We start from the raw sequence: 17595 nt of genomic DNA on the forward strand, positions 1-17595 counted from the left end.
AAGAGGTGGGAAATATAGTGGAAGATATAGAAAGAATAAAGAATGTTGCAATTTACTTAAGAAAATCAAGAAATAATGAAGGCGAAGAAACTGAAGAAACACTTCAAAAACATAGAAAAAGGTTATTAGATATTGTAAAGAAGCATAAATGGGGATATGAATTATTTCAAGAAGTTAAAAGCAGCATGGATTCAAATCGCCCTGAATATCAGAAAATGTTAAAAAAACTTCATAATGGTTACTTTGATGCAGTATTGTCTGTAAATCTTGCGCGTGTAACAAGAGATGATGCTGAAGCACCTAAATTTATGCGGTTTTTAAGGGAAAATGAAATATTATTTATAACTGATGGTGAACGTATATATAATTTGGATATCCAAGAAGACTGGCAAGCTTTAAAGTTTACTGGGTTTATAAATAACTGGGAATATGAAAACATTAGAGCGCAACTTCGCAAAGGGAAAAAAGACAGTGCAAAGTTAGGCAGATGGTCAAATGGAGTACCTAATTTTGGATATATCTACAACCGCCTAACGAAAACACTAGAAATAGATGAAAACAAAGCCATAGGTGTTAAAATGGCTTTTCAATTGGTGATTGATGGTTTAGGTGTTGATAATGTAGCCATTGAATTAAACAATTCGAATTTCCGTACAAATAAGGGAAACTATTTTCATGGCAACAGTGTTACAAAGGCTGGATAATTTCAAATAGAATTAAAGGACGAAATGAATGTACGGGTAAAGTTAGACCAAAAGAACAATGGATTGTTAGAAAAAATACACATGAAGCAATTATTGATGATGAAACTTGGGATCTTGCAAACCTGAAATTAGATGCAAGGAAACAATTATCACCTAGAGGTAAACAACGGAAACATGGCTTATCGAATCTTATTAAGTGTTATAAGTGTGGTAAAGCACACGCCATTAGTGTTAGAAAGGATAGAAATAATTTAAAGGTATTGCAGCCCTGTAAAAAGAAAAATCCACTAGGTGTAACTTGTAATAATCGGGGATTTAATTATTATCTAATGATGGAAACAATTATAAGTAGAATTAACGAAAGAAAGCATCAATTAGAAGCGGTATTAGATGAATATAATGGAAGAAATGATACATTAGTTGATACTAAATCTATAAAGCTATTACAGTTAGAAGAACATATTAAAATGGTTGAAAAGGCATTAAATAAAATTCAAATACTTTTTGAAGAAGATGAGATTGATATAATTGAATATCGTGAAAGAAAAAGTAAACGCACAATTGAATTAAATAATGTAAAAAAAGAATTGGCGGAATTAAAAGACATAAGTGAAGAAGAAGAAGTTAAGAAAAACGAATCTACTATTAATAGATTAAATGTATTTCTAACTGACTGGAAGCTTTTATCTGAAGAAGATTTAAACGAGGGGTTAATGACTTTCATAGAGAAAATAGTTTGGTATTATCCAAAAGGAAAAGATGTGAACCCAAGGTTGGAGATATATTGGAAAGAATGAAAAAGAAGAAGGTAAGGATTTAATCCCTATCTTCTTCTTTTAATTTTTTATGTGGATTAGCGTTCCTAGTTGCTATTAGTATTCCTTTTGCTATCAAATTAATGTTTGGTTGGTTTACTTCAACGACATATATTTTAGGCGTATTTGATTTCATATTGTAATCATCCTTCCGAATTTATGTATTCATATAAATAACGGAATAACGATTAATTTCAGACTATCTAATTCTCAACAAAAAAGGAACTGTATTGGGCATGTAAAAAAATTCTTAAAACAACCTGAAACGTTGGTGCGACAGTGTTTTGTTCTTAAATATTGGGCAGGGTATGAACTGTTGCTAATATTACATTAATAGAGATAAAAACTGTAAATCTCTTTTAACTTGTGAACATTTTGATAACATCCAATCAAAAGGAAACGATGAATCGAAGATTACAATAAAATCTGGTAATAATTATATAATATTCCTAAGTTGAAATATTACAAAGGTTTGGTAGTTATGTTTGCAGGATTCAATTTAACATTAGCTGAGTCTTTAAAAGACTATCAAATTATAGGGTGAGACATCTTTAATAATATTGGAGAGTGCTGCTAACTTGTGTTCAACAATCGCGCAATATAATTGAACAACACTTTTAAAAAATCTTGATATTTATGTTAACATTAGGTGAGATTGTGAAAAAATGTACTTAAACTAATGTACTTAAACTAACGGGCTGGTTAATTCAAGATAGAAACGGTCTTTCTAACGTCGAATATAGTTTGGATGGACTCTGTACATGAAGAAAAGAAACCCCATAGAAGTTAATCAATATGTCATAAAAACATATCATTTCAAGGTGTTTTTTGTTTACTAACTAAAGGGAGATAAATATGTCTAGAAAACCAATTGGAACAATTAAAGAAGCCTTTAAAAAATATGGACCAAAAGCAGGGAAATTTATTAAAGACAACCGCAAAGAGATATTTGCAACGGTAGGCACTTTTGGTGCTGGAGGAGAGTCAATAAAAAAATATAGGGAAAAGAAAAAAGAATCAAACAAAGCAGAAGGAAAATTGCATTATAGGAAAGAGCGTTATAATCTTTATAAAACAAAAATACTAACTGAATTAGATAGCCAAAATAGGAATGAACTTTTTCAATATATACTTGAAATTGAACAATTTATTCAACAGATAAAGAATGAGGAAAAAAAAGAAAGTGGCGTAAAAAAGCCTATTCATGAAAAGAGAATTAAAAACTGGAATGATATTCTTATTCAAATTAAAGATAAGATGTCTACAAAAGATTATCTTGAATTTATTAAAATTTATAACAACCCAAATTATAAAAGTGAATATTTTAAAGGTTTTGAGGGTCATGTTGAGAAATTTAAAAAACTCAATAATGTTAAAAAAACTGATGACCTATTGAAATATATTGCAGAAATAACTAATAGGACTATTGATCAAATCGAAAAAGATTTTTCACTAATAGATTAAAATAATGACCCTATTAATGGTTAGAAAAAGGACTTCTGCATATTCCCTTTACTTTTAGAAAGAGAAATACAATTTGGTATATGGATGCGGTTCATTGCCTTTTCAGGATTCCCTCATAGATGTGTATGAATTTTTTAAAGCTTTCTTATAGCAGAAAAGATAATGAATGATACAAAAAAGTGCAATCATACCGAGATACGTATTTCTTCAACTATCGGGCGCTTTTCTGTAACAAGGAACAGCGCTTATTTTCATTAAAGGGACATTAAAGGGGACATATTATTGAACAGCTCCTAGTCTATTTAAGTTGAACTTTAGAAGAGGCTGTGAAATATTATACTTGAAGTACTTGCAGGATAGTTAAAGAATTATCTATAAGCATGTTTTCTTTTTATATGTGCTATGTTAATGAAGGATTTTAGCTTACAAATTGGAGTGATGATATGTCGGGAATTGGTAGTGAGGCAAAAATAGCGATGATCTTTCAGAATACTGTTCTAAAATTTAGAGAAGAACTTGTGAATTTCGGGTATCCACAGAAGGAAAAAAGTGGTTCAGGTAATGTAGCTATAGCTATTTTTCGTATGTCACCTGGAATGAAACAGAATCATGAAGGGATTTCGCCATCCTTCAAAGCTTTTAGCAAGATCAGTAAGAAAGAAGACAAGGGTGCTGAAGCAGGGTATGTATTGCTTGACGAAGGTCACGAACTCTTGATACATGACATGGAAATTAGTATGTTTGATCCAGACGATTGGCGGAAACATGATACAGAGCGAAAAATTTTGGGTAAGTTATACAAGCAAATAATACAGCAAGCAGAAGAATTGGGTATTGATGTGGCAGAGTTTTCAGGAAATCTTCATCTTTATACCGAGAAAACGCCTTGCGAGTTTTGCTTACAGGCCATTCTTCATTTTCAACGTATCTGCAAATCAGTTAACATCTATGTTTATTACGATAAAATCGTTGATAAATTATGGGATATTTATAGAAGTCGCAAAGAAGTTATCAGACTTCATAAAGAAGGAAGAACTATCGCTGAGATTTCAGAAGAAACAGCTATGCGTGAAGATAATATTAAATCCATCATCAAGGACAGTGAGGAATCTCAATAAAAATGAACGATAAATCTTCTTCCATTAAAGAGTGCTTTACTTTAATAACGATTTTAATGGTTCTTTAATTCAAGAACAGGACTGTCTAAATAGGCGGTCTTTTTTTATATCTTTAAGTGTCATAACTTAAAAGAATTGACACCACCATTCAAGACTAGTAAAATCAAGGTGTTTGAAGGTGTCAAAAATTAGTGTCATAATTAAAGGGGAAATTACATAATGAAATACGGTTATGCAAGGGTAAGTACGTTATCGCAAGATTTGGAAGCACAGCTGCAAACATTAAAAAAAGAGGGCTGTGAGAAAATATACTCTGAAAAGTTTACAGGAACAAAAGCAGATAGACCGCAATTCACAACTCTATTAGAGTGTTTAGAAACAGGTGACACGCTTGTGGTAACAAAGTTAGATAGGTTTGCCCGTTCGACTTCTGATGCTATTGAAATTGTTAAGAAGTTATTTAAAAAAGGTGTTAAAGTTCACGTATTAAACATTGGTTTGGTTGAGGATACTCCTACTGGAAATCTAATATTTACAGTTATGAGTGCATTTGCACAGTTTGAAAGGGATATGATTGTAGAACGTACACAGGAAGGAAAAGCTATTGCTAAGCAGCGAGAAGATTACAGAGAAGGTAGACCTAAAAAATATACTAAGAAGCAAATAGATCATGCTTTAATACTTCTGAAGACACACTCATATAAACAGGTGGAAGAAATGACAGGAATCTCAAAGAGCACTCTTATCAGATCAAAAAAGGATACTAGATAGGGAGGTAGGGGATAAGGGGTGGGAGGGGGTAGTATCAGTAATCAAACCATCTGTAAAGAATTTATTCATAAAAAGCATAAACATATTCCACTTTTTTACATATTTAAAACATTTTAAATAAAGCTAATTTTCTTTCTAGCATTTTTTGAATACTTATCCCTTCTGAAAGCATAGAGCAATCGATGAAATTAACGACATGTCTTTCTTTTATAATAGCATCTATTAATTTTTCCCCTAAATCTCTATTACGCCACTTCTTATTATTTTCTAAAAATTTAAAACCAATATTTGTCTGAAGGTACAAATTAACTTCACATGGTTCCTTTAAAAGGTCAATAGCATTTTTAGCTGCAATAATAATCGCCCTATTACAAGTTCTTTCTAATATACATAAGTATCTTATTTTATAAATCCCTTTATATTCCATTACAAGAATTCCACAATTTCTTAAACTTCGATAATCAAATTTAATTTTTAAATAAATATTAACTGTTTTTCTAAGCATGATACCCACCCTAATTTTTTATTTTGTTGAATTATAAAACACTAAGCTAATAGCTTACAACTAGTGCAACAAACAAATAATGAATAGCTTTCAGCTAGTGTCCAGCAAGTGGACACAAATTTAGAAATAAGTTAATCAAAATATTAGAATGTAGAAGATGTAGGAATCATAGATTCCGTACAGATTCTAGTTCTAAGTGGGTTTAAGGGTGACTAGCCCTTCTTCATTTAATATAGAACTACTTTTGATATATTTCCTTTAAGAGTATTACCTTGAATCCCTTGCGGCAGTAAGGATGAAAATCAATTTAAGCACTTTTATAGTTGTGATGTCTGTTTTTACTCCTTTTCCCGTTAAGTATATGGAGGGAGGATTCGGAATGGAAAATATAAAAATTATTGATTCGATTATGGGAAGCGGAAAAACTTCCTGGGCTATACAGTATATGAGTAAATCTAGTAAGGATAACAAATTTATCTATATTACACCATTTCTATCAGAAGTACAGCGTATTAAAAGAGAAGTTTTCAATAGGGAATTTGTTGAACCAATAAATAAAGGTAAGGGGAAACTTGATAATCTGAAGCAGTTAATCTTAAATGATTGTGATATCGTTAGCACCCATGCACTATTTCAAAATGCGGATGAACAAATTATACAACTATTAAAAGCTAGTAATTATACTTTGATATTAGATGAAGTAATGAATGTCGTGGATCAGTTTGATCTAAAAAAGGACGATCTAAGATTGTTAATTCAAAATAAAATGATTTTGGTGAATGAAGATACAGGTATGATTACTTGGAATACGAAAGGAGATTTTCAAGATACAGAATACAATAAAATAAAAAATTTAGCTGCTTCACAAAATCTTTATTACTTTCAAAATACAATCTTGTTTTGGACCTTTCCAGTGGCAGTGTTCAAGGGATTTAAGGAAATATTTGTTTTAACATACCTATTTGAAGCACAGGAACAAAAATACTATTATGATTTATTCAATTTAGAGTATGAATATTTGGCAATATTAAGGGATGAAATGGGAAACTTCCAACTAATCAATCATAAAGATAAACTTCCATATGATAAAAGTTATATTAAATCATTAATTAAAATATACGAAGGTAAATTAAACGACATTGGTTCTGAAGAATATAGCTTATCAAAAACTTGGTATGCAAAGGACAAAAACAAGTTGATTATTAAAAAAATGAAAATGAATTTATATACCTATTTTAGGAATAACTCCAAAACTTCCTCAAAAAGTAATATGTGGACATGTTTTAAAGATGATTTACCAAGATTAAAAGGAAAAGGATATTCTAAAGGTTTTGTGTCACACAATGCACGTGCCACTAATGATTATCAAGAAAAAGTAGCATTAGCATATACGATTAATAGATTTATGCAGCCGCATAAAAAAAACTTCTTCATTTCGAGAGGAGTAACAGTTAATCAAGATTTATATGCTTTATCTGAACTTATCCAATGGATTTGGCGTAGCAGGATAAGAAATGGAGAATCAATAAATCTTTATATCCCATCAAAGCGAATGAGAAGACTCTTGAATGATTATCTCAATAATAATCTATAAAAATAGAGAAATGAATTTTTATTTTATGAAATGATGTCTGATTTTAAATATAACTTCGTTATATATATGTAAGGGTGTTATAACTCTTACTAAATTATCAATTATTAGGAGGAAGATAAAAGTGGGAAATTATCAAAAGTCTTTAGACCAAGTAAAAAGAATGGAAGACCCTGAAATAGAAGGAATTTACAACATATTCAAAAAGGATAATGGTAATATAAAGCCAAAAAACACGGAAGTTATAGAATATATTGATCAGCTGAATGCTCTACTAAAGATACAATCTAAATTAGAAGAGCTTATAGAAAAGCAATTATTTGAAAGTAAGATTAACGAAGTAGATCTTTCTAATAAACAATTAAACATGTTTTTTGGTCTGATTACTTTAGCGAAGATTGGAATTATTTCAAAGGAGCTATTAGCAGTAGTCCTACCTAATTATGAACTATGGAGTTCTTCGGAATTTACTGAATGGTATGAAAGGCATAATAGTAAGTACGAAAGATTACTTTATGAGGATGTAGATTAATATTATTGTTTGAGCCATTAGATATTGTCTAATGGCTTTTTTGAATACTAATTTAGCAGTTGAGATATTTGTAATGTCAACTTTTATCATGTTATCTATACAACAAGTAGTATGCTTAATATATAATTAAATAAAAACAGGATTTACCATAAGGAATTGGTAATGCAAATTATTGAGGTGTAAATATGGCAACAGCAAATCTAGGTTTTGAAGAAAAGCTATGGAGCATGGCAGATAAATTACGTGGATCAATGGATTCAGGTGAATATAAAAACGTGGTATTAGGATTACTATTTTTAAAATATGTATCCGATGCGTTTGAAGAAAAATATGAAGAACTAAAAGCGGATGAATGGGCAGACGAAGAAGATCGTGATGAATATTTAGCGGACAATATTTTCTTTGTTCCACAAGAAGCACGGTGGTCATTCATTAAGGATAATGCGAAGAAACCAGAAATCGGACAATTAATCGATGCGGCAATGGTAGCAATCGAAAAAGAAAATCCTTCATTAGTAGGTGTACTACCAAAATCATTCGCACGTCCGGAGTTAGATAAAACGCGCTTAGGTGAAACGATTGATTTGTTCTCTTTCAAAGTAGGGGATGAAGAAAGTCGTTCCAAAGACGTTTTAGGTCGTGTCTATGAATATTTCTTAAGTAAATTTGCGAGTGCTGAAGGAAAAAATGGTGGCGAATTCTATACACCATCATCTGTCGTTCAATTATTAGTTGAAATGCTAGAACCCTATAAAGGTCGTGTATATGACCCTTGCTGTGGTTCAGGCGGTATGTTTGTTCAATCAACGAAATTTGTAAAAGAACATCAAGGTCGTATTGATAACTTATCTGTGTACGGGCAAGAATCCAATCCGACAACATGGAAACTTTGCAAGATGAACCTAGCGATTCGTGGAATTGATGGCAATTTAGGTGCGCATAATGCAGATACATTTCATAACGACTTACACAAAGGCTTAAAAGCAGATTATATCCTAGCCAATCCACCATTCAATATTAGTGACTGGGGTGGCGAAAAATTAACAGATGATGTACGTTGGCAATATGGTATCCCACCCAAAGGAAACGCTAATTATGCATGGGTACAACATATGATTTCAAAATTAGCTCCAGCTGGTACAGCAGGATTTGTTTTGGCGAATGGCTCTATGTCATCCAATACATCTGGGGAAAGGGAGATTCGTAAAAACTTAATTGATAATGATTTAGTTGAATGTATCGTCACCCTACCAGGCCAGTTATTCTACTCCACACAAATCCCTGTATGTCTATGGTTTATATCAAAAAATAAAGAGAAAACAGGTAAACGCGAACGCAACGAAAAAATCCTATTTATCGATGCCCGTAATCTGGGTTTTATGGCAGATCGTACACATAAAGAATTTAGCAAAGAGGATATTCAAAAAGTGGCAGATACTTTTCATGCATGGAGAGGTACAAATGATAAGCTATATGAAGACGAACTAGGCTTCTCTAAATCAGCGTCACTTGATGAAATAAAAGAAAATGACTATATCTTAACGCCAGGTCGATATGTTGGATTAGCCGAGCAAGATGATGATAATGAGCCATTTGAAGAAAAAATGGAGCGCTTGACAAGTGAATTATCCAACCAATTCGCAAAATCGAAAGAGTTGAAAGAACAAATCCGCCGAGCACTGGAGGGGATTGGGTATGACTTTTAGAACTCATATTAAAGATGTGGCTATACTAAAAAATGGAAAGAAAAGAATTAAAAAATCGTCAGGAACATATGAACTATACGGGGCAAATGGAAAAATTGGATATACAGATGAGTTTTTACTAGAGAAAGAATCTATTGTAATAGGGCGTGTAGGAGCAAATTGTGGATCTATTCACTACTCTAAAAAACCTATTTGGATTTCCGATAACACAATTGGGGTTATTCCAAAGGAAAATGTCGATGGATATTATTTATATTATTATTTGAAGAGTTTACGTTTAAATGAAAGAGCTTCTGGTTCCGCTCAACCTTTAATTAATCAATCTATCATAAATAGTATTGATTTAAACTTAATAAATATAAGTGAACAAAGAAAGGTTGGAGCATTTTTAAAATTTCTTGATGATAAGATTGAAACCAATGAACAATTAATTGTTAATTTAGAGGAGATTTTCCAAACCTTATTTAAACACTGGTTCATCGATTTTGAATTTCCAAATGAACAAGGTCAGCCATATAAATCAAGCGGTGGTGAAATGATCGAAAGTGAATTAGGAATGATTCCTCTAAAGTGGCGAGTCTCTTTATTAAAAGATGATACAGCATATTTAAGTGGAGGAACACCAAAAACAAAAGAAGTATCATATTGGAATGGAACAATTCCTTTCTTCACCCCCAAAGATGCGAAAAGCAGTATATATACAACTACAACTGAAAAGAAAATTACTGAATTAGGTTTAGAAAAGTGTAACAGTAAACTTTATCCTAAAAATACAATTTTCATTACAGCTCGAGGAACTGTAGGAAAACTTGCACTGGCTAACAAACCAATGGCGATGAATCAATCATGTTTTGCATTACAACATAATGAAAATCATCAGTTCTATTTATTTGGAATTGTGAGAAATCTAGTTAATCAAATTATTTTAAGTGCAAACGGTGCCGTATTTAATGCTATTAATTTAAATGATTTGAAAATATTAAAATATGTTAAACCATTGCAACAAATAATAAAACAATTTGAAGAAATGGTCTCACCTATGTTTGAAAAAATGAGTTTATTAGAAGAAGAAATTTTAACTCTTAAAGAACTCCGTAACACTCTTCTGCCCAAACTTCTATTAGGAAAAATTGAAATACCAGATGATTTGGTAGGTGAATTAATTGTTTAAATATAACGAATCTGAATTAGAAATTGCAGCACTTGAATGGTTAGAAGAACTAAATTATGAAATTGTTGAAGGACCAGATATTGCACCAGATAGCGATTTTGCTGAACGTAAGAACTTCCATGATGTTGTACTTGTTGACAGATTACGGGATTCTCTTGAAAAGATAAATCCAACCATTGATCGAAAAGTAATTGAAGAAGCCATTCAAAAAATCGTAGCAAATGCTTCACCGAATATCGTTCTAAATAATAAGCAATTCCAAAAGCTTGTCACAGATGGCATTGAAATTCAAACACAAGGTACAGATGGCTATAATCCAACCGTTTCCGTATATATCTTTGATTTTGAGAATCCAAAGAACAATGACTTTATGGCGGTGAATCAGTTTACAATCATTGAAGGACAAACTAATAAACGGCCAGACATCCTTGTATTTGTCAATGGTCTACCACTTGTTGTGATTGAACTAAAAAATGCAACCAATGAAGATGTTGATATTACCGATGCCTATAATCAACTGCAAACCTATAAACAAGCCATTCCAACACTATTCCGCTACAATTCATTTTTAATTGCAAGTGATGGCATTAACGCTCGAGTTGGTTCACTTACTGCAAATGAAGAACGATTTATGAAATGGCGTACAGTAGATGGAGAAAGTCTAGCTAGTGGCGCAGAACCTCAGCTTGAAGTGATGTTAAAGGGAATGCTAGAACCAAGCCGTTTGATGGATATTGTTCAAAACTTTATTCTCTTCCAAACAGATGGGGCTGATACATTTAAAATCTTAGCAGCCTACCATCAATATCATGCAGTCAACAAAGCAGTGGAAAAAGCAAAAATTGCTACCGCTCAAAATGGCGACCATAAAATTGGTGTTATTTGGCATACACAAGGTTCGGGTAAAAGTTTATCGATGGTCTTTTATGCAGGAAAACTGATTAAAACGATGAATAATCCAACACTTGTTGTATTAACAGACCGTAATGATTTAGATGACCAACTCTATAAAACATTCTCGATGTCCAAGGATATTTTACGCCAAACTCCTAGTCAAGCTGATTCACGAGATGATTTAAGAGAGTTATTAAGCGTGGAATCAGGTGGGATTGTCTTTACAACCTTGCAAAAATTCTCACCCGATGAAGATACGGGGGAAATGCCTTGCCTAACAGACAGAACAAATGTAATTGTTATGGCAGATGAAGCCCACCGCTCACAATATGGTTTTGGCGCATCAATTTCCAATAAAAAGAATCATCAAGGTGAAGTGAAATATGGTTTTGCAAAATATATACGAGATGCTTTGCCAAATGCTTCATTTATTGGCTTTACTGGTACACCAGTAGAGGCAACAGATCGCAATACACCAGCTGTATTTGGGGAATACATTGATATATATGATATGTCACAAGCAGTAGAAGATGGTGCAACGGTAAAAATTTTCTATGAATCACGTGTTATTCCACTTGAACTACCAGACGACTTATCAATTGATGCAGATTATGAGGAAATTACAGAAGATCAAGAATCCTCTGTGAAAGAAAAGCTAAAATCAAAATGGTCACGCCTTGAAGCCGTTGCGGGTGCAGAAACACGTGTAGTGAAGATGGCCAAGGATATTGTCCATCACTATGAAGAACGCCAAAAAGCAATGTTTGGTAAATCGATGATCGTTGTGATGTCACGTCGGATTGCAATTGATTTATATAAAGAAATTATTAAACTTCGTCCAGAATGGCATTCAGATGATGACGATAAAGGCGTTATTAAAATTGTTATGACTGGCGCATCAAGTGACCCTGTAGAATGGCAACCATTTATCGGCACAAAAAAACGTCGTGAATTTTTAGCTCGTCGTATGAAAGATAATGACGACCCACTGAAGATTGTTATTGTACGTGATATGTGGCTAACTGGTTTTGACGTTCCATCTATGAACACGATGTATATCGATAAACCAATGAAAGGTCATAACTTAATGCAGGCCATTGCACGCGTGAACCGCGTTTTCAAAGATAAACCAGGTGGTCTTGTTGTTGACTACATTGGTATTGCGGATAACTTGAAACAAGCATTAAAACAATATACCGATAGTGACCGTAAAACAGCTGGTATCGATACATCCGCAGCAGTTAATATCATGATCGAAAAACACGAAATTATCGTGGAACAGCTATATCAACATGATTATTCAGGCTATCTATCCGAAAAATCATCTGATCGGATTAAAGCCATTGTTAATACGATGGATTATATTATTGGTTTAGGTGAAGATGAAAAGAAGCGTTTCTTAAATACAGTCACCGAACTGTCAAAAGCTTATGCTTTATGTGCAACAACACCAGAAGCTGAGGAATTAAATGATGAAATTGGATTCTTTAAGGCTGTTAAAGCAAGTATCGTCAAAACATTGGGTGATGGCAGTAAGAAGAAAACAGCTACACAAATGGATGCACAAATTAATCAATTAATTTCAAAATCTGTTATTTCTGAAGAAGTGGTAGATGTCTATAAAGAATTAGGAATAGAAAATCCAGACATTTCAATTCTATCGGATCAATTCTTAGAAGATGTACGAGCATTACCACAAAAGAATCTGGCTGTAGAATTATTAAATCGCTTGATTAATGGAAAAGTGAAAAACGTGCAACGAAGTAATTTAATTCAGGCGAGAAAATTCTCCGAAATGCTTTCAAATGCACTAAATAAATATAATAAACGCACACTTGAAACTTCAAAGGTCATTGAGGAACTCATTGCCCTAGCAAAAGAAATGGATTCCGCCTACAAACGTGGAGTACAAACAGGCATGGTAAAAGAAGAAATAGCTTTCTATGATGCATTAGCTTCCCACGAAACAGCTGAACAAGTATTAGGTGATGATACACTCAAAATCATTGCACACGAACTCACTCAGTCTATTAAATGTAACATGAGCATTGATTGGAACTTAAGAGAATCTTCACGTGCCAAAATGCGTGTTCATGTGAAACGATTACTTAAGAAATACGGTTATCCACCAGATTTTCAAAAAGATGCGATTGAGATTGTAATAGAACAGGCTGAGTTAATGTCAGCCCAGTTGGCGTTTGATTTGTAAATCAAAGATTCAAAAGAAAATTTATTCAATGAACTATATCTTATATAGATATGGTTCTTTTTGTTCTTCGGGGATGGTGGGCTATAAAATCAAGTTCCTACTAAACTTTCAATCTCAGAAATAGGAATTTCATTTTAAGCTTTGAACATTTTATGTGTTTACATAGCCTAGCAAAACAAAGCATTTTCTATTGTAGATGGTGTAAGAAAAAGGAAGCAGAGAAGGAAAAAGTGATCCCAATACGAGTACTGATTCAACGTAATAAGCAGCAATTTACTTAGTTGAAGAATTGGTTAATCTTATGGATACATAATAGGAATAGAGAATTCAAGTTCCCGAAAATATTAGATGAATGGCGGATAGCGAGATATAAAATAACTATCTACCATCCATCATTGAATTGTGAGAAATGAGGTGAGCTACCTACTTATATGTTTAGTTTGTAGTAATAAAGATTTAACATATTTTAAAATGGATGATAATATAAGAATTTTGATTTGTATTCATTAATTTTTTAAAATAGAGTTTTGACATCAGATTCAAGGTCTAGTATGTGCATTTTTCGATGGTATGAAGGATCTAAAGCTACTGTATTATTGATTGTATCTTCCCCCCCTTTGCTTAGCCATTTAACATGATGACTTTCTAAGTAAGGCCTTCCTTTCTTATCTTGAAACGGTGCTGGATTTCCGCAAAGATCACATATACCTTTAGCACGACGCTTTACATACTCAGATACATAAGGGTCACGGTCAAATGATTTTGAAGTGGTGTATCTTTGGCCTAACTTATTCGGATTCTTTGCTCGATTATATAATTCTTGTTCGTTTAATTTTTGTGCATCCTTCGCTTTATTTGCTTCTTTATCAGTTAATAAATTCTCTGCAATTATATAAGTATTTCCTACTACACGTAAGGGAAATATCCAAACAGATCTACTTGATTGGATATCAGTATAAGGATTTTGAACAAGTTCAACTTGTCCTCTAAATATATGGTCACCTTGTTTAAAAGCTTCAAATAAATAAACTTTGACTCCATTTGTTCTAGATTCATTTAGTGTTTTATTTTGAGCAAATTCAATATCTTGATCACCTTCTTTACCCATTCCGGTATAAAGAAGTATTTCGTCTCCATTGCCATCTATAAACCACTTATCCTCATAAATACCTTTGGTGTGATCAGAAAAGATTACAAGTGTATTTGTAGTGTGTGAACGTCTCATTCCCCCTGTTTGAGAACATTTAAATGTTCTAGCTATCTCTTCATTACGATAAACTTTTCCTATCAATAAATCGAATATCTCCCGTTGACTGTTAGCTATCCAACCGTTGGAGAAATGTTTAGTAGTTCTTGTAGCTTTTTTGAATCAATCATTTGTTCCATTATTTCTTCTCCTAACGAATCATAAAATCAATTTGTAGTATATGTAATCGTAAATAACGAGCCTATTCCATTCTTTTTTTAGCGTTTTATGTCATGAGCAGAAAGCTATCATTTCTAAAAAAGTATGCTATCCTTTATAGTAGTTTTTTAAGGTAGGTATATCATCTGTTGTTAATGTTCCAAAATTAAAGCCTGTTTTATGAATGTCTGCTTGATCAATAATCTTCTTTTGAATTAAAGCAGCCATACAAATATCTCGGGCTTCTTCCATCCTAATTCTTTCGTTAGGCGATACAAATTCTCCTTCTGAGTAGTCAGCGTATAAGCTAGAATTTTTCAATTCATTCCTCTTCTTAGCTTTTTGTTCTATGTCATCCCATTTCTCTGTAGCCTGGTATTCCATCATCAACTGAAGTGATACCCATAATTTAGGGTTCTTTTTTATGCTTTCTTTAAAAAAGTTGTCAATAGCTTTAATTGCATCTTCTATAGTAACTTTTTCTAATCCGTTAATCACATATTCTTGCATTATGATAGACATAAAGGATTTTGCCATAAGGATGTTCTGTTTATTCTTACTATGGTGATCTCGTAACCGCTTGTTTAGCTTTTTCCAGTCTACTTTTTTCTTTTCGTTAACTTGCCAGGCTATAGTGTTTATCATAGGCAACTTACCAAATTCCTCTAAGGCAATCTGAAAGCATAAATAACTACGTGCATACATTTTATGTCATAATAATACGATGCCTTCTTCAATTAGTTCATTAGCGTTTATATATATCTTTTTGTATATGGTTTCAAGTTGTTCAACTGTTTGATTGTTTAAATTCATATGTAACTCGCTTCCTTGATTGAAATTTTGTCATAAAAATTGTACGGGTATTTGTTCTTAGATTCTAGTATTTTTGCGTACCCCTTATTCCCTTAAGATATATATAAAGCAATATTTATACAATATAAATAATAATTTATTTTTATTTAAGCAGCTAGCAAATCAACAAAAGATATATGTCCACACAACCTATGATTGACTAAATAATAAAATGTTCTTTTTAGCTGCTACTGTAAATTACCACCAACCCAAGGGGGACATCCTGTACAAAAAGGGTATCTATAATTTATTTAGTATTTTAATTTTATTGGAATTTTAAAGCTGCTAAAAATAAAAGCTAGCACAATTTTAATCATATATTATAGATTATTAGCCGAATTTATGATAGCTGCTAATTATTTTATTGACATTCCAAAATAAAAAATACTATTATATTAATAAAGCTAGTTAATACATAAATTGAGAGGAATTGTTTAGATGGAAAATACATTAGAGAAACTTATGAAACAAGCAGATTTTGACCCAAGTAAAGAAAGAAAAGATATGACCGTTCGTAAACTTTGTGATGATATTGTCGAAGGTAATGTTGTACTTCCAGTATTTCAAACTTATCTAAGATGGACCAAAGAAAAAGCAAAAGACCTTTTTAACTATCAGTTAAGTGGGAAAGCACCAGTTGCTCCTATATCCATTAATTTAATTGATGACCCATCACAGGTAATAGAACAAATCAGCTTTCTAGATAGAAAACTCTTAGACTCAACAGATTTAGTTGGGAAATATTCAGTGGCGGATGGTCAACAACGATTGTCAACAAATTACAAAGCGTATACCAATGACCCAGATTTTCAAAACCTTGTGTTAGATTTGCATAAAGGTAAATTCATCATCTTTGATGTAGATTCACAAAGAGAACCTAAAAATTATCAAATTCCTGTAGGTATTCTGTATAACAAAGAGCAATCAGTGTATTTGGATTATGTAAATAGCAAAGCTTATTTAAAACGTGATGACGTAAAAGATGTATTGAATTCAATTCGTAAAAAGCATCAAAATTATTACTATGTTGTGAATTTCGCTACGAATTTGTCAAGAGAAGAACAAATGCAATGGTTTGAAGTTTTGAATTTGGCAGGAAGTCAAGTTACTGAAGCTATGGTCTATTTGACTGATTTATTAGTAAAAGGTATTGATTTTTATACTGAGTATGCAATTCCATTTGGAGATAAATTAGATAAATATGGATATGGAGATTTATTTCCTCGTAAGTCAGCAGAGATTTCTATACCATTAGCTGCATTAAACCCTGCTTTTTATAAAGTATCTGGTAAATCTCGGACAAGTAACTCTAGCCCAATACCTTCAGATGTTAAGCCGAAATTGATTGGTAAAGCAGAAGTAGTAGAAATAAAAAAAATGATTGAAATTACGTTAAAAGCTTTAGATAATACCTTACTATTCATCTCAACCAAAGATGGATTAATTGAACCTAAAAGGATAGATGTAATTACCTATTTACTTGGGGTATTTATAGAAAATGACCCTTCTGATATGAATGATAATCAGGAAGCTTTTTTAATCAAATGGGTCAATGAAGTGGACTTTGTTAATAATTCTAATAATTTACGTCGAAAAAAATACGACAATTTATTAAAAGATTATGTCAAATCAGCAGTTAAAGATGTTCCTGTACATTCATAATATTATCTGCAAATTTTTACTTGAAGAATCCTGGATTTATATGTCAGGATTCTTTTATATTCATAAATGAATATTAATTAAATTATTACAAAGCATGCTAGAAGCGTATATTGTTTTGACTATATGTATCTTGTGTATTAATCTAGGGTAAGTTATCTAATGTCTACATTAAAAATACCTACTGAAAGAAGGTGGT

15 protein-coding genes and 1 pseudogene are annotated in these 17595 nt (G+C 32.2%); 12 read left to right on the forward strand and 4 right to left on the reverse strand.

Features of this window, described 5'->3' with window-relative positions; genetic code table 11:
• Positions 1 to 17 precede the first annotated feature (17 nt).
• From M2M59_RS07345 to M2M59_RS07355, 3 genes and pseudogenes are all read left to right on the forward strand, one after another.
• Positions 18 to 704: a recombinase family protein gene (locus tag M2M59_RS07345; RefSeq protein WP_249775881.1), complete on the forward strand. Its 687-nt coding sequence runs from the start codon at positions 18 to 20 to the stop codon at positions 702 to 704.
• A gap of 11 nt (positions 705 to 715) precedes the next feature.
• A pseudogene (locus M2M59_RS07350) lies at positions 716 to 781 on the forward strand (hypothetical protein); the annotation flags it as partial.
• A gap of 252 nt (positions 782 to 1033) precedes the next feature.
• Positions 1034 to 1501, forward strand: coding sequence for a hypothetical protein (locus M2M59_RS07355; protein ID WP_249775882.1), 468 nt, complete (start codon positions 1034 to 1036; stop codon positions 1499 to 1501).
• A 19-nt stretch (positions 1502 to 1520) separates the two neighbouring features.
• Here the strand turns inward: M2M59_RS07355 and M2M59_RS16465 are convergent, their stop codons facing one another.
• A complete protein-coding gene (locus M2M59_RS16465; RefSeq protein ID WP_256467909.1) occupies positions 1521 to 1655 on the reverse strand; it encodes a hypothetical protein in 135 nt (44 codons plus the stop codon).
• A gap of 719 nt (positions 1656 to 2374) precedes the next feature.
• Between M2M59_RS16465 and M2M59_RS07360 the strand changes: the two genes are divergently transcribed.
• The 3 genes from M2M59_RS07360 (at position 2375) to M2M59_RS07370 (ending at position 4872) form a co-directional block, all read left to right on the forward strand.
• Positions 2375 to 2983 carry a hypothetical protein gene (locus tag M2M59_RS07360; protein ID WP_249775883.1) on the forward strand — a complete coding sequence of 203 codons (609 nt, stop codon included), beginning with the start codon at positions 2375 to 2377 and terminating at the stop codon, positions 2981 to 2983.
• Positions 2984 to 3426: 443 nt separating this feature from the next.
• Complete coding sequence (locus tag M2M59_RS07365) at positions 3427 to 4101, forward strand: deaminase domain-containing protein (protein WP_249775884.1); 675 nt, start codon at positions 3427 to 3429, stop codon at positions 4099 to 4101.
• A gap of 219 nt (positions 4102 to 4320) precedes the next feature.
• Positions 4321 to 4872: a recombinase family protein gene (locus M2M59_RS07370; protein ID WP_249775885.1), complete on the forward strand. Its 552-nt coding sequence runs from the start codon at positions 4321 to 4323 to the stop codon at positions 4870 to 4872.
• Between the two features lie 103 nt (positions 4873 to 4975).
• On the opposite strand, the gene M2M59_RS07375 is transcribed toward M2M59_RS07370, so the two are convergent.
• Entirely contained in the window at positions 4976 to 5377 is a 402-nt protein-coding gene (locus M2M59_RS07375; protein WP_249775886.1) for a ribonuclease H family protein, read from the reverse strand.
• Positions 5378 to 5756: 379 nt separating this feature from the next.
• Between M2M59_RS07375 and M2M59_RS07380 the strand changes: the two genes are divergently transcribed.
• The 5 genes from M2M59_RS07380 (at position 5757) to M2M59_RS07400 (ending at position 13480) form a co-directional block, all read left to right on the forward strand.
• A complete protein-coding gene (locus M2M59_RS07380; RefSeq protein WP_249775887.1) occupies positions 5757 to 6971 on the forward strand; it encodes a DEAD/DEAH box helicase family protein in 1215 nt (404 codons plus the stop codon).
• A gap of 121 nt (positions 6972 to 7092) precedes the next feature.
• A complete protein-coding gene (locus M2M59_RS07385) occupies positions 7093 to 7500 on the forward strand; it encodes a hypothetical protein (RefSeq protein WP_249775888.1) in 408 nt (135 codons plus the stop codon).
• A gap of 185 nt (positions 7501 to 7685) precedes the next feature.
• Complete coding sequence (locus M2M59_RS07390; RefSeq protein ID WP_249775889.1) at positions 7686 to 9206, forward strand: class I SAM-dependent DNA methyltransferase; 1521 nt, start codon at positions 7686 to 7688, stop codon at positions 9204 to 9206.
• Positions 9196 to 10377: a restriction endonuclease subunit S gene (locus tag M2M59_RS07395; RefSeq protein WP_249775890.1), complete on the forward strand. Its 1182-nt coding sequence runs from the start codon at positions 9196 to 9198 to the stop codon at positions 10375 to 10377. The genes M2M59_RS07390 and M2M59_RS07395 overlap by 11 nt, the downstream gene beginning before the upstream one ends.
• Positions 10370 to 13480: a type I restriction endonuclease subunit R gene (locus M2M59_RS07400; RefSeq protein ID WP_249775891.1), complete on the forward strand. Its 3111-nt coding sequence runs from the start codon at positions 10370 to 10372 to the stop codon at positions 13478 to 13480. The genes M2M59_RS07395 and M2M59_RS07400 overlap by 8 nt, the downstream gene beginning before the upstream one ends.
• A gap of 514 nt (positions 13481 to 13994) precedes the next feature.
• Here M2M59_RS07400 and M2M59_RS07405 read toward each other — a convergent pair.
• Complete coding sequence (locus tag M2M59_RS07405; RefSeq protein ID WP_249775892.1) at positions 13995 to 14771, reverse strand: HNH endonuclease; 777 nt, start codon at positions 14769 to 14771, stop codon at positions 13995 to 13997.
• A 222-nt stretch (positions 14772 to 14993) separates the two neighbouring features.
• Positions 14994 to 15590 carry an AbiV family abortive infection protein gene (locus M2M59_RS07410; RefSeq protein WP_249775893.1) on the reverse strand — a complete coding sequence of 199 codons (597 nt, stop codon included), beginning with the start codon at positions 15588 to 15590 and terminating at the stop codon, positions 14994 to 14996.
• A gap of 585 nt (positions 15591 to 16175) precedes the next feature.
• On the opposite strand from M2M59_RS07410, the gene M2M59_RS07415 reads away from it, so the two are divergent.
• Positions 16176 to 17399 (forward strand): GmrSD restriction endonuclease domain-containing protein, encoded by a 1224-nt coding sequence (locus tag M2M59_RS07415; protein WP_249775894.1) that lies wholly within the window; start codon positions 16176 to 16178, stop codon positions 17397 to 17399.
• Positions 17400 to 17595 lie beyond the last annotated feature (196 nt).

This window comes from Rummeliibacillus sp. G93 (genome assembly GCF_023515935.1).
Classification (GTDB): Bacteria; Bacillota; Bacilli; order Bacillales_A; family Planococcaceae; genus Rummeliibacillus; species Rummeliibacillus stabekisii.

Excerpts from the sequence above, each read along its gene's own strand:
- M2M59_RS07410 (WP_249775893.1), bottom strand. The coding sequence starts at position 15,590 with ATGTATGCACGTAGTTATTTATGCTTTCAGATTGCCTTAGAGGAATTT.
- M2M59_RS07375 (WP_249775886.1), bottom strand. The coding sequence starts at position 5,377 with ATGCTTAGAAAAACAGTTAATATTTATTTAAAAATTAAATTTGATTAT.
- M2M59_RS07395 (WP_249775890.1), top strand. The coding sequence starts at position 9,196 with ATGACTTTTAGAACTCATATTAAAGATGTGGCTATACTAAAAAATGGA.
- M2M59_RS07415 (WP_249775894.1), top strand. The coding sequence starts at position 16,176 with ATGGAAAATACATTAGAGAAACTTATGAAACAAGCAGATTTTGACCCA.
- M2M59_RS07355 (WP_249775882.1), top strand. The coding sequence starts at position 1,034 with ATGATGGAAACAATTATAAGTAGAATTAACGAAAGAAAGCATCAATTA.
- M2M59_RS07380 (WP_249775887.1), top strand. The coding sequence starts at position 5,757 with ATGGAAAATATAAAAATTATTGATTCGATTATGGGAAGCGGAAAAACT.
- M2M59_RS07370 (WP_249775885.1), top strand. The coding sequence starts at position 4,321 with ATGAAATACGGTTATGCAAGGGTAAGTACGTTATCGCAAGATTTGGAA.
- M2M59_RS16465 (WP_256467909.1), bottom strand. The coding sequence starts at position 1,655 with ATGAAATCAAATACGCCTAAAATATATGTCGTTGAAGTAAACCAACCA.
- M2M59_RS07365 (WP_249775884.1), top strand. The coding sequence starts at position 3,427 with ATGTCGGGAATTGGTAGTGAGGCAAAAATAGCGATGATCTTTCAGAAT.
- M2M59_RS07360 (WP_249775883.1), top strand. The coding sequence starts at position 2,375 with ATGTCTAGAAAACCAATTGGAACAATTAAAGAAGCCTTTAAAAAATAT.
- M2M59_RS07390 (WP_249775889.1), top strand. The coding sequence starts at position 7,686 with ATGGCAACAGCAAATCTAGGTTTTGAAGAAAAGCTATGGAGCATGGCA.